This is a genomic window from Kitasatospora purpeofusca (genome assembly GCF_042691725.1).
GTDB lineage: Bacteria > Actinomycetota > Actinomycetes > Streptomycetales > Streptomycetaceae > Kitasatospora > Kitasatospora purpeofusca_B.
Genome location: NZ_CP170483.1, coordinates 4,243,234 through 4,259,229, shown reverse-complemented (window position 1 = coordinate 4,259,229; position 15,996 = coordinate 4,243,234). Strand labels below are relative to the sequence as shown.

16 protein-coding genes and 1 tRNA gene are annotated in these 15,996 nt (G+C 71.6%); 8 read left to right on the top strand and 9 right to left on the bottom strand.

Features of this window, described 5'->3' with window-relative positions:
• Positions 1-76 precede the first annotated feature (76 nt).
• Positions 77-1,510 carry an amidase family protein gene (locus ACFCLZ_RS17895; protein ID WP_380285910.1) on the top strand — a complete coding sequence of 478 codons (1,434 nt, stop codon included), beginning with the start codon at positions 77-79 and terminating at the stop codon, positions 1,508-1,510.
• A gap of 4 nt (positions 1,511-1,514) precedes the next feature.
• Here ACFCLZ_RS17895 and ACFCLZ_RS17890 read toward each other — a convergent pair whose 3' ends face one another.
• From ACFCLZ_RS17890 to ACFCLZ_RS17870, 5 genes are all read right to left on the bottom strand, one after another.
• Positions 1,515-2,819, bottom strand: a complete 1,305-nt coding sequence (locus ACFCLZ_RS17890; protein ID WP_380285909.1) for a YDG/SRA domain-containing protein — start codon at positions 2,817-2,819, stop codon at positions 1,515-1,517.
• 251 nt (positions 2,820-3,070) lie between these two features.
• Positions 3,071-3,952 carry a YDG/SRA domain-containing protein gene (locus ACFCLZ_RS17885; protein WP_380285908.1) on the bottom strand — a complete coding sequence of 294 codons (882 nt, stop codon included), beginning with the start codon at positions 3,950-3,952 and terminating at the stop codon, positions 3,071-3,073.
• 199 nt (positions 3,953-4,151) lie between these two features.
• Positions 4,152-4,225: transfer RNA gene (locus ACFCLZ_RS17880), tRNA-Pro, on the bottom strand.
• A gap of 101 nt (positions 4,226-4,326) precedes the next feature.
• Positions 4,327-5,271: a metallophosphoesterase gene (locus ACFCLZ_RS17875; protein ID WP_380285907.1), complete on the bottom strand. Its 945-nt coding sequence runs from the start codon at positions 5,269-5,271 to the stop codon at positions 4,327-4,329.
• Positions 5,272-5,339: 68 nt separating this feature from the next.
• Positions 5,340-5,963, bottom strand: coding sequence for a CGNR zinc finger domain-containing protein (locus ACFCLZ_RS17870; RefSeq protein ID WP_380285906.1), 624 nt, complete (start codon positions 5,961-5,963; stop codon positions 5,340-5,342).
• 89 nt (positions 5,964-6,052) lie between these two features.
• Here ACFCLZ_RS17870 and ACFCLZ_RS17865 point away from each other — a divergent pair, with 89 nt between their 5' ends.
• Positions 6,053-6,508 (top strand): GatB/YqeY domain-containing protein, encoded by a 456-nt coding sequence (locus ACFCLZ_RS17865; protein ID WP_380285905.1) that lies wholly within the window; start codon positions 6,053-6,055, stop codon positions 6,506-6,508.
• A gap of 102 nt (positions 6,509-6,610) precedes the next feature.
• Here ACFCLZ_RS17865 and ACFCLZ_RS17860 read toward each other — a convergent pair whose 3' ends face one another.
• On the bottom strand, positions 6,611-8,854 hold the full coding sequence (locus ACFCLZ_RS17860) for a transglycosylase domain-containing protein (protein ID WP_380285904.1): 2,244 nt from the start codon (positions 8,852-8,854) through the stop codon (positions 6,611-6,613).
• Between the two features lie 522 nt (positions 8,855-9,376).
• Between ACFCLZ_RS17860 and ACFCLZ_RS17855 the strand changes: the two genes are divergently transcribed.
• The gene (locus tag ACFCLZ_RS17855) at positions 9,377-9,700 is read left to right on the top strand and encodes a WhiB family transcriptional regulator (protein ID WP_344338874.1); all 324 of its coding nucleotides are present in this window, start codon (positions 9,377-9,379) and stop codon (positions 9,698-9,700) included.
• Between the two features lie 93 nt (positions 9,701-9,793).
• Here ACFCLZ_RS17855 and ACFCLZ_RS17850 read toward each other — a convergent pair whose 3' ends face one another.
• Positions 9,794-10,987 (bottom strand): ArsA family ATPase, encoded by a 1,194-nt coding sequence (locus tag ACFCLZ_RS17850; protein ID WP_380285903.1) that lies wholly within the window; start codon positions 10,985-10,987, stop codon positions 9,794-9,796.
• Complete coding sequence (locus ACFCLZ_RS17845; protein ID WP_380285902.1) at positions 10,984-12,069, bottom strand: ArsA-related P-loop ATPase; 1,086 nt, start codon at positions 12,067-12,069, stop codon at positions 10,984-10,986. Before ACFCLZ_RS17845 ends, ACFCLZ_RS17850 begins: the two co-directional genes overlap by 4 nt.
• A 200-nt stretch (positions 12,070-12,269) precedes the next feature.
• On the opposite strand from ACFCLZ_RS17845, the gene ACFCLZ_RS17840 reads away from it, so the two are divergent.
• The 5 genes from ACFCLZ_RS17840 (at position 12,270) to ACFCLZ_RS17820 (ending at position 14,977) form a co-directional block, all read left to right on the top strand.
• On the top strand, positions 12,270-12,437 hold the full coding sequence (locus ACFCLZ_RS17840; protein WP_380285900.1) for a DUF4177 domain-containing protein: 168 nt from the start codon (positions 12,270-12,272) through the stop codon (positions 12,435-12,437).
• Positions 12,434-12,904, top strand: a complete 471-nt coding sequence (locus ACFCLZ_RS17835) for a RidA family protein (RefSeq protein WP_380285899.1) — start codon at positions 12,434-12,436, stop codon at positions 12,902-12,904. Before ACFCLZ_RS17840 ends, ACFCLZ_RS17835 begins: the two co-directional genes overlap by 4 nt.
• A 102-nt stretch (positions 12,905-13,006) precedes the next feature.
• On the top strand, positions 13,007-13,885 hold the full coding sequence (locus tag ACFCLZ_RS17830; protein ID WP_380285898.1) for an NUDIX hydrolase: 879 nt from the start codon (positions 13,007-13,009) through the stop codon (positions 13,883-13,885).
• Between the two features lie 91 nt (positions 13,886-13,976).
• On the top strand, positions 13,977-14,153 hold the full coding sequence (locus ACFCLZ_RS17825) for a hypothetical protein (RefSeq protein ID WP_380285897.1): 177 nt from the start codon (positions 13,977-13,979) through the stop codon (positions 14,151-14,153).
• Positions 14,150-14,977: an MBL fold metallo-hydrolase gene (locus ACFCLZ_RS17820; RefSeq protein ID WP_380285896.1), complete on the top strand. Its 828-nt coding sequence runs from the start codon at positions 14,150-14,152 to the stop codon at positions 14,975-14,977. The genes ACFCLZ_RS17825 and ACFCLZ_RS17820 overlap by 4 nt, the downstream gene beginning before the upstream one ends.
• An 88-nt stretch (positions 14,978-15,065) precedes the next feature.
• Here ACFCLZ_RS17820 and ACFCLZ_RS17815 read toward each other — a convergent pair whose 3' ends face one another.
• Positions 15,066-15,740, bottom strand: coding sequence for a Crp/Fnr family transcriptional regulator (locus ACFCLZ_RS17815; RefSeq protein ID WP_030288117.1), 675 nt, complete (start codon positions 15,738-15,740; stop codon positions 15,066-15,068).
• Between the last annotated feature and the right edge of the window lie 256 nt (positions 15,741-15,996).

Sequence of the window (15,996 nt, the reverse complement as noted above, 5' to 3'; positions counted from 1 at the left end):
GATGCGGTCGTATCGCTTCACACACTACGCTTCCGATACGACCGCATCACTACGTCTCTCCCCCTGGAGCCCACCCGTGTCCCTCCCCTCCGACCTGCCCTGGTCCCTCACCGCCACCGCCCAGGCCCACGCCGTCCGCACCGGAGCGATCTCCGCCACCGAGCTGATCGACGCCCACCTCGCCCGCATCGCCGAGGTGAACCCGCAGGTCAACGCGATCACCCAGCTCCTCGCCGACCGCGCCCGCGCCCAGGCGGCCGACACCGACCGCCGCCGCGCCGCCGGGGAACCGCTCGGCCCGCTGGCCGGCGTGCCGTTCACGGTGAAGGAGACCACCGCGATCGAGGGCGTCCCGACCACCTTCGGCGTCCCGCGCTTCCGCGACCTGGTCGCCCCCGCCGACGCACCCCCGGTCGCCCGCCTCCGCGCCGCCGGCGCGATCCCGATCGGCCACAGCAACCTCCCCACCCTGGTCCTGTCCGGGATGCACACCCGCAGCGAGCTCTTCGGCGACACCGTCAACCCCTGGGACCCGTCCGTCACCCCGGGCGGCACCAGCGGGGGCGACGCGGTCGCCGTCGCCACCGGGATGGCCGCCCTCGGCCTCGGCAACGACTCGGGCGGCTCCATCCGCCTCCCGGCCGCCTTCTGCGGCGTGGCCGGCCTCAAGCCGAGCTACGGCCGCTTCCCCGCCGACCACCGGATCCTCGGCCCCGCCGACCCCGGCCCCGCCTCCCAGTTCCTGGTCACCGACGGCCCGCTGGCCCGCAGCGTGGCCGACCTCCGGCTCGCCTTCGAACTCCTCGCCGGCACCGACCCGCGCGACCCGCGCGCCGTCCCCGCACCCCTGGACGGCGAACCGCTGCCCGCCCCCGTCAAGGTCGCGGTGGTCGCCGACCCCGGCGGCCGCGGCGTCCACCCCGCCGTCCGCGCCGCCGTCGCCACCGCCGCCTCCGTCCTCGCCGACGCCGGCTACGACGTCCAGGAGGTCCCCGACGTCCCGCGCCTCGACGAGACCCTCGCCGCCTACGACCTGCTCACCGTCACCGAGTTCGCCCCCACCTGGCCATCCGTCCGCCCCCTCCTCGGCCCCGGCGGCGACCGCTACCTCGCACCCGTCATGGACCGCACCTCACCGGCCACCTCCGCCGAGTTCATGACCCTGATGGGCACCTGGCTCACCATCCGCCGCGCCTGGGCCGAATTCCTCGCCGACTTCCCCCTCCTCCTCGCCCCCGTCTACACCGACCCCATCCCCGCCCCCGGCCTGGAATCCCGCGACCCCGCCTCCCGCGACCGCGTCGCCACCGCCATGGGCCTGTGCACCGCCACCAGCTTCGCCGGCCTCCCCGCCGTCTCCGTCCCCACCGGCCTCACCCCCACGGCCCCCCACCACCCCACCGCCGTCCAACTCATCACCCGCCCCTACCGCGAGGACCTCGCCCTCCACGCCGCCCACACCCTCGAATCCCACCTCCCCCCACTCACCCCCATCACCCCACGCGGCTGAGGGGCTACCGGGCCTCCTCGCTGTCGAGGGGGCCGTGCCAGTCCAATCCCACGTGGTGCTCCCGGTGGTACGCGAGATGTGACCGATCGATCTGATGGTCAGATGCTTCTCGTAGGCGTCCGAGAACTGTTCCCGAAGAGCGGTCAGTAACGGTCAGGTCGTCGTCGATGAGCAGCATGCCGAAGTCGAACAGGGTGTGGTGGTTGGGGCAGAGGCAGAGCACATTGGACGCGAGATCCGGGCCGAAGTGCGGGCTGCCGAGCCCCCGTATGTGAGCCGCTTCGGCATACGGGCGGGTGGGAGCGGTGAGGCGGAGCCCACAGACCTGACAGTGGAAGTCGTGCATCCTCTTGACGTAGTTCGCCACCGCCGTGCTCCGGACGATCCGCTGGGCGACGGCCTCCACTCGTGAGGGCGTTTCGTTGCCCGCCGGCACCCGCGGTCGCGGTATCGGCGCCAGCAGTGGTCGCTCCTCCTCGGTGAGTTGGACGAGGCGGAATCGCCAAACGAGATGCTCGGAGTGCCCGGGCTCGGACCAGTAGTCCTCCACACGGAAGAGACCGTCGTAGCGGTAGTCGATCGACGAACCAGGTCCGGTCCGGCGCACTCCTCGGACAACGCGCACAGGAATGCCGGTGGTGAGACTGGTCACCAGGGCCGCGTTCCCCCGGGTGAGCTCTTGGTCCTCGACCTGCTGACCAGAGTTGCTGTCCCGACCCCCCTGGCCCGTGTAAAGGATGACGTTGCCCATGTCCTTGTCGTCCTCGTAGCCGCCGGACGCGACGATGGACTCCGCCCCGCGGTCCTGGGTGCCGCAGATCCCTGCCTGGAGCTGTCGGTGCACGTTTGCGTCGAAGAGCTCCCTCCGGCTGGAGAAGACCTGCCCGATCGCAACTCCAGGTACCGGCCCGAAACCGTCGAAGACAAGGTTGGCGAGGCTGATGGTCATCAACTCGTCAGTTTCTGCATCATCGAAGAATCGATTCAGCAGTCGGTTGACCACCTGCCGCCGCGCCTCGGGGTCAGTGGCCATGAGCTTGTAGACCTGCGGGCTGAGACCACCACGCGGCTTGTGCTCCTGCACCCAGCGCTTCACTGCCAAATCGTCAGCGGCCGGGATGCCACCGGTGAAGCCGGTCAGCTCCCACAATCCCGATCGGCTCAACGCGACGAACGAGTACTCGGGCGAAGGGTCGGAACCAGGCTGCCCGTGTAGTTCGAGCAGCGGACCAACCGCTTGGCGGATCTTCTCCCAGTCGGCGAGTCGGGCCTTGCCGGACGCGGCACAGCCGATCGCCCAGAGCAGCATGATCGGCTGGTGGGGACCAGACTGCCCGGAGGAACGGCCGCCATGCAGCGCATCAATGGCAGCGCAGACCTCATCAGTGCGACTTGCCCGGACCATCGGAGTCTCCGCTCGGTAGGCGATCTTCGCGTGATGAAACGCCTGCGATCAGATCTCGGTTCCGTGCAGGCCGAAGGCCCTACGCCAGGCAGCACTCCAAGAGGTCGGCGGCCCCACCCAACTTCGAATGCTCGACCACCACATGGAGCTACCGCTCAGTCCGTGGCGACCCACCGGCCCCGATGGTGTCGAACGTAGCGGCTGTCGATCTTGTGCTGGCGATGAGTCCGCAGCTTGCCGATCTCTTCATGCGTGACCCCGTCGACGATGTGGAGATCGTCGGTCAGGTAGCGGGCCCCGTAGTCGAAGAGGACGTGGCAGTTCGGGCACAGGCACAGGACGTTCTCCAGCACGTCCGGGCCGTTGTACGGCTGCCCGATGGCCTGGATGTGCGCCCCCTCGCTGTAGTGGGAGTCGCCTGGAACCAGGAGTACCTGATCACACATCTGGCATCGCCCGTTGTGGAGCTGCTTCACCAGCTGGGTGACTGCGCTCTTGCGAATGACCCGCTGGATGGTGACAGGGTGCCTTGGTGCAGGCTCATGCGTCGTGTCGCCGTGGAACGGCGTGACACCGTCCTCGTCTGACACGTCAGCCGCGACCAATCGGAACTGCCAGATTCGGTACCCGCCCACGCCGGTCTTGCTGCGGTGCGATTCGACCCGGTAGAGACCGTCGTACCGGAATCCTGAGGCCGGTGAATGCTTTGGGTCACCGCTGGCACCACGGATCACTCGAATCAGGTTGCCTTCGAGTGCGCTCTGCACCAAGCCTGCGTTGCCGGGATCCTTGATGTCCTGGTCGGAGACCTGCCGCTTATTCTCCTGTCCACCATGACCGGTATAGATGATCACATCGCCGTGGTCCTCATCGTCCGGGTATCCGCCGGAGACGACGATCGAGTCAGCTCCCTCCCGCGAGTTGCCGTGGATACCGCCCCTCAGCGGCGCATGCACCCCGGCTTCGCTGAGCTCCTTGCGTCGCTGGTACCGAGACCCGACCGGGTGACCTTCGATGTGCCCAAAGACCTTCGCCATGCCCCCAGTCTCGCAAGCGGGTATGACAAACCCTGAGCCTCGCAGCGAAGATCCTTTCTCGCCCTCGCCGCGCCAGCCTCACCGGTGCTGCTCCCCAAGCCCGAGGCACGAGCCGCCCGGCTGAAGTGGAGTCACCCGGCCGGGCAAACACAACGACAGAGGCCCTGCCGGATCTCTCCGGCAGGGCCTCTGCAGTGGGTCGGGGTGGCGGGATTTGAACCCACGGCCTCTTCGTCCCGAACGAAGCGCGCTACCAAGCTGCGCCACACCCCGGTCTTTCTGTTTGTCGCTCCGTCTCCTTCGCGACGAGTAGAACTCTACCGGACGCTCGCCGAGAGACGAAATCCGGTATCTCGGCGAGCGGGGTGGGAGGGTCAGCGGGGAGCCGGGGTGAGGGTGAGGAGGGTGGCTTCGGGGGGGCAGGCGAAGCGGACGGGGGTGTAGCGGTTGGTGCCGCAGCCCGCCGAGACGTGGAGGTAGGAGCGGCTGCCGCCGGCCTGGTGGGTGGAGAGGCCCTTGACCCGCTTGGCGTCGAGGTCGCAGTTGGTGACCAGGGCGCCGTAGAAGGGGACGCAGAGCTGGCCGCCGTGGGTGTGGCCGGCGAGGATCAGCGGGTAGCGGTCGGCGGTGAAGGCGTCGAGGACGCGCAGGTAGGGGGCGTGCACGACGGCGAGGGAGAGGTCGGCGTCGGCGGAGGGACCGCCGGTGACCTCGCTGTAGCGGTCGCGCCGGATGTGCGGGTCGTCCAGGCCGGTGAACTCGAGGTCGAGGCCGGCGACGGTGAGGCGGCCCCGGGTGTTGGTGAGGTCGAGCCAGCCGGCCGCGTCGAAGCCGTCGCGCAGCTTCTCCCACGGGTTGTGCACGGCGCCGCTGATGCCGCGCGCGGCGGTGCCGTCGGGGTTGTTCATGCCGTGGACGCCGCTGCGCATGGCCTGGAGGTAGCGGGCCGGGTTCTTGCGGGCGGGGCCGTAGTAGTCGTTGGACCCGAAGACGTAGACGCCGGGGAACTCCATCAGCGGGCCGAGCGCGTCCAGGACGGCCGGGACGCCGAGCGGGTCGGAGAGGTTGTCGCCGGTGTTGACGACCAGGTCGGGGCGCAGGCCGGCGAGGCTCTGCAGCCAGCGCTGCTTCTTGCCCTGGTCGGCCACCATGTGGATGTCGGAGACCTGCAGTACCCGGATGGGTCGGGCGCCTCGGGGGAGGACCGGGATCTCGACCCGGCGGAGGCGGAAGGAACGGACCTCGTACCCAACGGAGTAGGCGAGGCAGGCGGCGCCGGTGGCGGCGATTCCGAGGGGAACGGAGTACAGCGGTCGCATCGTTCCATGCTCTCAGACGGCGGATCAGCAGGTGAACTGCCGGTGCTCGCAGGGGGAAGCCGGAGGGGTCACTCCTCGTGCTGTTCGCGCCGGGCACGCAGGGCCCGGACCTTGTGGCGGTTGCCACACCGCTCCATCGAGCACCAGCGCCGCCGTCCGGGCCGCGAGGTGTCGACGAACAGCAGCCGGCAGTTGTCGGCTCCGCACTCGCGGACCCGGTCGGCCCAGGGGCCGGTGAACAGGGCGATGGCGTCGCGGGCGACGGTGGAGGCGAGCTGGTCGCCGTCGCCGGGCAGCGGGGGCGCCGCGGTGCCGTCCGGGGCGATCTGCGGGGCGAGCGGGGGCCGGGCGGCGGCCCGGTTGAGCACGGCGTAGTCGGCGGGGTCCCCGGCGTCCCCGGTGGCCGCGCCGTGGGCGGCCCGGGCCGCGGCGAGCCGCCAGAGGGCGTCCCGCAGGGTGCGGACGGCGGTGAGCTGGCCGGCGGTGATCCGGACGGCGCCGGGCGGCAGGCCGAGGCGGGACTCCCCGGCCCAGCCGGCCAGGTCGGCGGGCCGGTGCAGCACCTCGTACCGGGCGTAGGGGCCGGGGCCGCCGGTGGGCAGCAGTTCCAGGCAGAGCGCGCCGGGGTCGAAGTGGAACCGCGTCCCGCCGGGGGAGTGCAGGACCAGGCCGGGGGCTCGCTCGTCGGTCATGTAACCACTTTAAAGAGGGGCAGGGATGGCGGGAGCGGCGACGGGTTAATGGCGGGCGGCGGAACGCCGCAGGTGGGAGACTCGGGGCCATGACGACGCTCAAGGCGCAGCTGCAGGAGGACCTCACGGCTGCCATCAGGAACCGGGACGAGCTGCGCTCGTCCACCATTCGGCTCACGCTGACCGCCGTCACCAGCGAGGAGGTGGCGGGGGACGAGAAGCGCGAACTCTCCGACGACGAGGTGCTGAAGGTCCTCGGCCGGGAGGCGAAGAAGCGCAGGGAGGCCGCCACGGCCTTCGACAACGCCGGCCGTGCCGAGCAGGCCGCCCGGGAGCGGGCCGAGGGCGAGGTGCTGGCCGAGTACCTGCCCAAGCAGCTGTCCGACGAGGAGCTGACCGCGATCGTGGCCGCCGCCGTCGCGGAGAGCGGCGCGAGCGGGCCGCAGGGCATGGGCGCGGTGATGAAGCTGGTGCGGCCGAAGGTCGAGGGCCTGGCCGAGGGCGGCCGGGTGGCCGCCGCGGTGAGGTCCGCCCTCGCGGGCTGAGCCGCGGGCGAGGACGGAAGAGCGGGCGAGTACGGAGAAGGGGCGCCCCGAGCCGATCGGCTCGGGGCGCCCTCGTCGTCCACCGGGTGGGCGGGCCTCCGCTCAGCGGTGGCCGTTGCCGTTCCCGTTGCCGTTCCCGTTCCCGCCGCCGTTGCCGCCGATGACGCCCGGCGGGAAGGTGAAGCCGCCGCCGATCACACCGCCTGCGTTGGTCCCGGGGGCACCGGGGTTCGGGGCCGGCGGCGGGTTGCCGCCCGCGTTCGGGTCGGCCGGCGCGGTGGCCGGGGCGGTGGCGTTCGGGTCCGGCTTGGGGGCCGGGTCCGGGATGTCGATCGTCGGCAGCGTCTCCTTGGGGGAGCCCTTCAGCGCGCCGTCCATGGCCATCTTCCAGATCGGGCCGGGTCCGGTGGCGCCGAAGACGCCGTCGGCGCCGTAGTAGGTGTCGCCGATCTTCATGTTCTTCATCTCGACGCCGCCGGTCGGGCCGCCGATCCAGACCGCGGTCGCGAGCTGCGGGGTGTAGCCGCTGAACCAGGCGGCCTTCTTCTTGTCCGTGGTACCGGTCTTGCCGGCGATCTGGCGGCCGTCCTCCAGGCCGAGGGAGGCGCCGGTGCCCTTCTCGGTCACGTTGAGCAGGACGGTGTTCATCGCGTCGGCGGTCTGCTCGGAGAAGGCCTGGCTGCAGCTGCTCTCCGGGACCTTGACGTCCTTGCCGTCGACGGTGGTGATCTTGTTGATCGCGAGCGGCGTGCAGTGCTTGCCGCGGGCGGCGAAGGTCGCGTAGACGTTCGCCATGGTCAGCGGGGACATCTCCTTGGTGCCCAGGGTGATCGAGGGGACGACCTCGATCTTGGCGCCGGAGGCGGTGGTGGTGATACCCAGCTTGTCGAGCGTCTGCTTGACGGGGCAGAGGCCCATCTCCTGCTCCATCTGGACGAAGTAGGTGTTGACCGACAGGGCCATCGCCTGCTTCAGCTCATAGGGGCCGACCTCGCTCTTGCTCTCGTTCGGGACGAAGCGCTTCTCGCCCCGCTCGGTGTTCTTCCAGGTGCCTTCGCAGGTCTTCATCGTCGGCCACTCGATGCGGTTCTCGGACGGGAACGCCTTGGTGGGCGACATGCCGTTCTCGAGGGCGGCCGCGGCGATGATCGGCTTGAACGTCGAACCGGGCTGGAAGCCGTTGCCGCCGCCCATCGCCGCGTCGACGTTGAGGTTGACGACGGTCTGGTTCTTGGAGGGCTCCAGGCCGTACGGGCGGGTCTGGGCCATCGCCAGGATCTTGCCGGTGCCCGGCTCGATCATGGTCGTGGCGGCCGAGACCGGGTCGGTGACCTTGACCTTGGTGGTGACCGCGGCCTGGGCGGCGGCCTGCTTGTCCGGGTCGAGGGTGGTGTAGATGTTCAGGCCGCCCTGGTCCCAGAACTTCTTGCGCTCGGCGGCGTTCTTGCCGAACGCCGGGTCCTGCTTGACCACGTGCCGGACGTAGTCGCAGAAGAAGCCCATGCCCGCCTGGGCGGTGATGCAGCCGTTCTGCGGGTCCTTGTACTTCAGGCCCAGCGGGGCGGCCTTGGCCTCCTTGGCCTGGTCCGCCGTGACGTGCTTGTTCTCGACCATCTTGTCGATCACGACGTTGCGCCGCTTCACCGCGTTGTCCGGGAAGCGCACCGGGTCGTACTGCGAGGGGTTCTGGACCAGGCCGGCCAGGGTGGCGGCCTCGGCGATGGTGAGGTCCTTGTTGCTCTTGCTGAAGTAGCGCTGGGACGCGGCCTCGATGCCGTACGCCTGGTGGCCGTAGAAGGTGATGTTGAGGTAGTTGGTGAGGATCTGGTCCTTCGTCAGATCCTCCTCCAGCTTGATCGCGACCTTCAGCTCCTGGATCTTGCGGCCCAGGGTCTTGCGCTGGGCCTCCAGGACGGCGGCCTGGTCGTCGCCGGCCTTCTCGACGTTGACGTTCTTCACGTACTGCTGGGTCAGCGTCGAGGCGCCCTGGGAGGCGGTGCCGCTCTCCGCGTTCTTGCTGATCGCGCGCAGCACGCCCTTGAGGTCGACGGCGCCGTGCTCGTAGAAGCGGGCGTCCTCGATGTCGACCTGGGCCTGTCGCATGTACGGCGACATCTGGTCGGCGGCGAGGACGGTGCGGTCGCGCTCGTAGACCTTGGCGATCAGCCCGCCCTTGGCGTCGAAGATCTGGGTGGCCTGGGTGAGCGGCGGGGTCTTGAAGTCGTCCGGGATGTTGGAGAAGCCCTCCGCCGTGTTCTTGGCGGTCAGCCCGAGCGCGCCGACGGCGGGCAGGGCCATGCCGGCGAGCAGGACGCCGGAGAGCACGCTGACCCCCAGGAACTTCACTCCGTGGCCCGCGTAGTCCAGCGGTGACCCGCGGCGCTTGCCGCGCGGAGCTCCGGTGTTTCCGGGGGGCGGGGATGCCTGGGGGCGCTTTGGTGCCATGAGGAGAACCCTACGTTGCCGAATGCCACACACCGGGGCAGGTGTTCGCCTACGCTTGTCACAAGCTTGCGACAGCTTCGCTGCGTCAGCATCGATCACTCTTGTGAGTGATGAGAATTGCCCGAATTGCCCGCTCCTGGCGTGCTTTTGAGGCAGCTGTTGCCCGCTGCACCCCTCTGTCCGGTAGCACTGTGTGACGACCCGCGTGGCGAGAGTGGTGCCCGCGGACCTGGCAAGGCTTGCGACCTGCGATCACTCCAACGAGTGAGCTGATCGGCACCCATAGTCCAATTGGGTCATTCGAGATTGAGCCCGAAGGGGCTGTTGCAAGCTGTCGTTCTTCCGTAACGTCCTCAACTGGCAACGGTGAATATGCCGTTGCCGCCGTGGGGGAGCCTCGATTCGGGAGAGGACGGCGCCGGCATGGGCTGGGTAGACGACTGGAGTGCGCAGGCCGCCTGCCGCACGAGCGATCCGGACGAACTGTTCGTCCAGGGGGCGGCGCAGAACCGCGCCAAGGCGGTGTGCAGCGGGTGCCCCGTGCGCACGGAGTGCCTGGCGGACGCGCTGGACAACCGGGTGGAGTTCGGGGTCTGGGGCGGGATGACCGAGCGCGAGCGCCGGGCGCTGCTGCGCCGCCGGCCGACCGTGATCTCGTGGCGCCGGCTGCTGGAGACGGCGCGTACGGAGTACGAGGCCTCGCTGGCCACCGGCGTGATACTGACGGACTACGCCCAGGCGGGCTGAGCCCCGAGACGGGCCGAGCCTTCGGGCCGGGCCCGCGAGCAGGACGGTCGGTCAGCCCGGGCTGGGGGGTCCGGGCCGGACCGGTGTGCGGGGTCAGTCGGCGGAGCCGCTGAGCCGTTCGCCGATCGCCCGCAGTCCGTCCAGGTCGTGGACGTCCCCGGGCAGCGCGGCCACCTCGACGATCGGCACGTCCGGGTAGACCGAGACGAAGCGGTCGCGGGTCCGGCGCTCGCGCACCATCACCTGCATCCGTTCGGCGTGCAGCCGCAGCAGCCCGGCCGCGAGCACTTCGGCCTCGGGCGAGGCGTGCTCGGAGCCGTTCTCCTCCAGCGCCTCCGCCGCGGCCAGCGCCCGTTCGGCGGTGAGCTGCGGCGCACCCGTCCCGTGCACGCGGTTGAGCACCAGTCCGGCCAGCGGCATCCGGTCGGCGGCCAGCCGGTCCACGAAGTACGCCGCCTCGCGCAGCGCGTCCCGCTCCGGCGCGGCCACCACCAGGAACGCCGTGCCCGGTGCCTGGAGCAGCTGGTACGTACGGTCCGCGCGCTCGCGGAAGCCGCCGAACATCGAGTCCGTCGCGCTGACGAAGGTCTGCACGTCGGTCAGCAGCTGGGCGCCGAAGATCTTGCCTAGGGTGCCGGTGAACAGGCCCATCCCGGCGTTCAGGAACTTCATCGCGGACCGGCCGCCGACCTTGGCGGGCGCGGTCAGGATCCGGATCACCTTGCCGTCGAGGAACGACCCGAGCCGGTTCGGCGCGTCCAGGAAGTCCAGCGCCGAGCGCGACGGCGGGGTGTCGACGACGATGAGGTCCCACTCCTCGGCCGCCCGCAGCTGGCCGAGCTTCTCCATCGCCATGTACTCCTGCGTGCCCGCGAAGCCGGCCGACAGGGACTGGTAGAAGGGGTTCTCCATGATCGCTCGGGCCCGCTCGGGTTCGGCGTGGGCCAGCACGACCTCGTCGAAGGTCCGCTTCATGTCGAGCATCATGGCCTGCAGCTCGCCGTCGCCGCTCACGCCCTTGACGATCCGCGGGGTGTTGTCGAGCTCGGTCAGGCCCATCGACTGCGCCAGCCGGCGGGCCGGGTCGATGGTCAGCACGACGACCTTGCGGCCGCGCTCGGCGGCCCGCAGGCCGATCGCCGCCGCGGTGGTGGTCTTGCCGACGCCGCCGGAGCCGCAGCAGACGATGATCCTGGTCTTCGGGTCGTCGATCAGTCCGTCCACGGCGAGCCGGCTGCCGTCGCCCTCGCCCGTGCCGCCGCCGCTCGCGCTGTTCCGCCCGCTCACGCTGCCCCCTGCCGCTTCAGTTCGCCCGCCAGCCGGTAGAGCCCGCCGAGGTCCACACCCTCGCCCAGCAGCGGAAGTTCGTAGGTCGGGAGCTTCAGCTGCTGCAGGTCGGCGCGCCGCGCGCGCTCCAGCTCCACCCGCTCGGCGTGCTCCCTGGCCTGCTCCAGCAGCGGGTCCAGCAGCGGCTCGACCGCCGCCCGGACGGTCTCCGGCTTGCGCGAGCGGCCGCCGAGGCCCGCCTCGCCGAGGGCCAGCGCGACCTCCTCGCGGTGGTCGCCGTGCACCGCGGCCACCGCCGCCGCGTCCAGCACCGGCGGCCGGACCATGTTGACCAGCACCCCGCCCACCGGCAGCCCGGCCTCGTGCAGCTCGGCGAAGCCGTCGACGGTCTCCTGGACCGGCATCTCCTCCAGCAGGGTGACCAGGTGCACGGCGGTCTCCGGCGACTTCAGCACCCGCATCACGGCCTGCGCCTGGCTGTGGATCGGGCCGATCCGGGCCAGGCCGGCCACCTCGGAGTTGACGTTCAGGAACCGGGTGATCCGCCCGGTCGGCGGTGCGTCCATCACCACCGCGTCGTACCGCCGCCGCCCGTCCGGGCCCTTGCGGCGGGCGGCCTCGCAGGCCTTGCCGGTCAGCAGGACGTCCCGGACGCCGGGGGCGATGGTGGTGGCGAAGTCGACGAAGCCGACCTTCTGCAGGGCCTTCCCGGCCCGGCCGAGCTTGTAGAACATGTCGAGGTACTCGAGCAGCGCCTGCTCGGTGTCGATCGCGAGCGCGTGCACCTCGCCACCCGTGCTCGCGGCACCGTCGCGGGCCGACGGCAGGCCCAGCTGGGCCGGGGTGACCGAGGCGATCCTGCGCTCCTCGTACGGCAGGGCCGCTATGCCGAACAGCTCGGCGATGCCCTGCCGGCCCTCCACCTCGATCAGCAGCGTCCGGTGGCCCTCCGCGGCGAGCGCCAGCGCGAGCGCCGCGGCCACCGTCGTCTTGCCGGTCCCGCCCTTGCCGCTGACCACGTGCAACCGCACGCCCTCCCAGTCGGGATCGCGCCGGGCCGCCTGGCCGGGGGTGCGTGCCACGCTCCGTCTCCGTCCGTCTCCGAGGGCCGGCACCACACGGGTGCCCTTCCGCGAGGGTAACCAGGGACCGCGCCGGATGCCGGGACTACCCCGGGGGCCGGGCCTGAATCATGCCCGCTTTGTGGGCCACCTCACACGCCGGAGCGCACCCGGGCGCGGACCGTGCCGGTCCGCCGGGACCGAGCGTCTAGAGTCTGGCCATGACCAAGTGGGAATACATGACGGCACCCCTGCTCGTGCACGCCACGAAGCAGATCCTGGACAACTTCGGCGAGGACGGCTGGGAGCTCGTCCAGGTCGTACCGGGCCCGAACCCGGAGCAGCTGGTGGCCTACTTCAAGCGCGAGAAGCAGGTGAAGCACGCATGAGCAAGGTCGAGGAGAAGCTCGCCGAGCTGGGTCTGACCCTGCCGCCGGTGGCCGCCCCGGTCGCCGCCTACGTGCCCGCGCTGCGCACCGGTGAGTTCGTCTTCACCTCCGGCCAGCTGCCGATGGTGGCCGGCAAGCTGCCGAACACCGGCAAGGTCGGCGCCGAGGTCACCCCGGAGGAGGCCAAGGAGCTCGCGCAGATCTGCGCGCTGAACGCGCTGGCCGCCGTGAAGTCCGTGATCGGCGACCTCGACCTGGTCGAGCAGATCGTCAAGGTGGTCGGCTTCGTCGCCTCCGCCCCCGACTTCACCGGTCAGCCCGGTGTGATCAACGGCACCAGCGAGCTGCTCGGCCAGGTGTTCGGCGAGGCCGGCGTGCACGCCCGCAGCGCGGTCGGCGTCACCGTGCTGCCGCTGGACGCCCCGGTCGAGGTCGAGCTGCAGGTCCGCGTCCGCGCCGGAGCCTGAACCGCGAGCGCCCGACCCGGACGCGCGCGTGCCGACCGGGGGCGGGGCCGGACAACGGATCACCCCTGTCCAACCCCGCCCCCGGGCGCTTAGCATCCGGGCATGGACCAGCGAGCAACGACGCTCCCGATGCCGCCCGGCTGGCCCGCCCGGATCAGGGCGGCCGACGCCGGTGAGCTGACCCCGCCCGTGCCGAAGCCGTCCGCCACCGTGGTGCTGCTCAGGGACACCGACGCGGGCGCCGGCCCCGAGGCGTACCTGCTGCGCCGCCGCACCTCGATGGCGTTCGCCGCCGGCATGTACGCCTACCCGGGCGGCGGGGTGGACCGGCGGGACGCCGAGGCCGAGCTCGGCTGGGCCGGCCCCGGTCCGCGCGCCTGGGCCGAGCGGCTCGGGGTGGACGCCGCGACCGCGCAGGCGGTGGTCTGCGCCGCGGTCCGCGAGACCTTCGAGGAGGCCGGGGTCCTGCTGGCCGGCCCGGACGCCGACAGCGTCGCCGCGCCCCGCGACTGGAGCGCCGAGCGCGCCGCCCTGGAAGCCCACGAGCTCTCCTTCGCCGACTTCCTGCGCGAGCACGGGCTGCTGCTGCGCAGCGACCTGCTGGCCGGCTGGGCGCGCTGGATCACCCCGGCGTTCGAGGAGCGCCGCTACGACACCTGGTTCTTCGTCGCCGCCCTGCCGCCCGGGCAGGACGCCGCCCGCGAGGTCGGCGAGGCCGACCGGGTCGCCTGGCTGACCCCGGCCGAGGCCGTCCAGGGCTACGCGCAGGGCCGGTTCGGCATGCTGCCGCCGACCGTCACCGTGCTGCGCGAACTGCTGCCGGTGCGCAGTGCCGCCGAGGCGCTGGGCGCGGCGGCCGGCCGCTCGCTGGAGCCGGTGCTGGGCCGTGCCGAGGTGCGCGGAGAGCGGCTGACCGTCCGCTGGCCGGGGTACGACGAACTGACCATCGACGGCACCTTCCCCGAGGAGCGCGTCGGCTGAGGCCGCGCCGCCCCTCGCCCCTGTCCCCTTTCTCCCGAGTCCCCCGAACCTCTCCCGAGTCCCCCGAAGCAAGTGAAAGGACCGACGCCCGATGACCCACAACGCCGTGGCTCGCCGGACGGCACCCGAGATGCCCGCCCGCAGCCTGACCCCGCGCACCTTGGCCTGTGACAGCGGCCCGGCCCGCTTCACCGAGGTGGCCCAGCGCGCCCTCGTCCGCGCGCTGCCCCTGCGGCTGCTGCACCGCGACGGCGAGGGCGGCCGGTGAGCGGACTCCTGCCCGGTGACCCCGCCGCCGCGATCGGCGGCGCGGCCACCGCCCGGTCGCTCTGCGTGCTGGCGCCGAACCCGTCCCCGATGACGCTGGACGGCACCAACACCTGGCTGCTCGCCGAGCCCGGCTCGGACCTCGCGGTGGTGATCGACCCGGGCCCGCTGCACGAGGGCCACCTGCGCCGGGTGATCGAGACCGCCGAGCAGCGGGGCCAACGGGTGGCGCTCACCCTGCTCACCCACGGGCACGCCGACCACTCCGAGGGCGCGGCCCGGTTCGCCGAGCTGACCGGCACCGAGGTCCGCGCGTTGGACCCGGCGCACCGGCTGGGCTCCGAGGGCCTCACGAACGGCCAGCGCCTGGACGTCGGCGGCCTCGACCTGCGGGTGGTCGCCACCCCCGGCCACACCTCGGACTCGCTGACCTTCCACCTGCCCGCCGACGGCGCGATCCTCACCGGTGACACCGTGCTCGGCCGTGGCACCACGATGGTCGCCCATCCGGACGGCCGGCTCGGGGACTACCTGGACTCGCTGCGCCACCTGCACACCATGGCCGCCGAGCACGGCGTGCGGACGGTGCTGCCCGGCCACGGGCCGGTGCTCGCGGACGCGCTTGGCGCGGTGGACTACTACCTGGCGCACCGGGCGGGCCGGCTGGCCCAGGTGGAGACGGCGGCCGAGGCCGGCTGCCGGACGGCCGCCGAGGTGGTGGCCCGGGTCTACGCGGACGTGGACCGCTCGCTGTGGCCGGCCGCCGAGCTGTCGGTCCGCGCCCAGCTCCAGTACCTCCGGGAGCACGGGCTCATCCCGGACTGACGGCCGCGCGGACAGCGCGAAGGGCCCGTACGCCGGAGCGTACGGGCCCTTTCCGCAAGCGGTGCGCGGCCACCGGGGACGGCGGCGGCTACCGGGACCGGCGGGAGAGCCGCTCGACGTCCAGCAGGACGACCGCGCGGGCCTCCAGCTTCAGCCAGCCGCGGCCGGCGAAGTCGGCGAGCGCCTTGTTGACCGTCTCGCGGGAGGCGCCGACCAGCTGGGCCAGCTCCTCCTGGGTGAGGTCGTGGGCGACGTGGATGCCCTCCTCGGACTGCACGCCGAAGCGGCGGGAGAGGTCCAGCAGGGCCTTGGCGACGCGCCCGGGCACGTCGGAGAAGACCAGGTCGGACATCACGTCGTTGGTCCGGCGCAGACGGCGGGCGATCGCGCGCAGCAGCGCGATCGAGACCTCGGGGCGGGCGTGCAGCCAGGGCTGGAGGTCGCCGTGGCCGAGGCCGAGCAGCTTGACCTCGGTCAGCGCGCTCGCGGTGGCGGTGCGCGGGCCCGGGTCGAACAGCGAGAGTTCGCCGATCATCTCGCTGGGGCCGAGGACGGCGAGCATGTTCTCGCGGCCGTCCGGCGAGGCGCGGTGCAGCTTGACCTTGCCCTCGGCGACGACGTACAGCCGGTCGCCCGGGTCGCCCTCGTGGAACAGCGACTCGCCGCGGGCGAGCGTCACCTCGGTCATGGAAGCGCGCAGCTCGCCGGCCTGTTCGTCGTCGAGTGCCGCGAAGAGTGCGGCGCGCCGCAGAACGTCGTCCACGTGCTTCCTCCTTCTCGGCCGGCCGGCCGTCAAGCCCTCCGGCACAAGTTCGTACAGTGCTCTGCATCACCAAGCATGGCGCATGTCGCTCCGATCATATGAGGAGGGGGTGTGCGGAGGTGTGCTGCGCGGGGCCATTCGTACCGCCGGAGTTGTCCCGGAAGCCGCCCGAACCGGCAGGTCAGCCGGTCAACGGGGCCGGGCGGTGCGGTCGGTACCGGTCGGCAATGGTCGGGATCGAGTCGGGCTCCGGTCG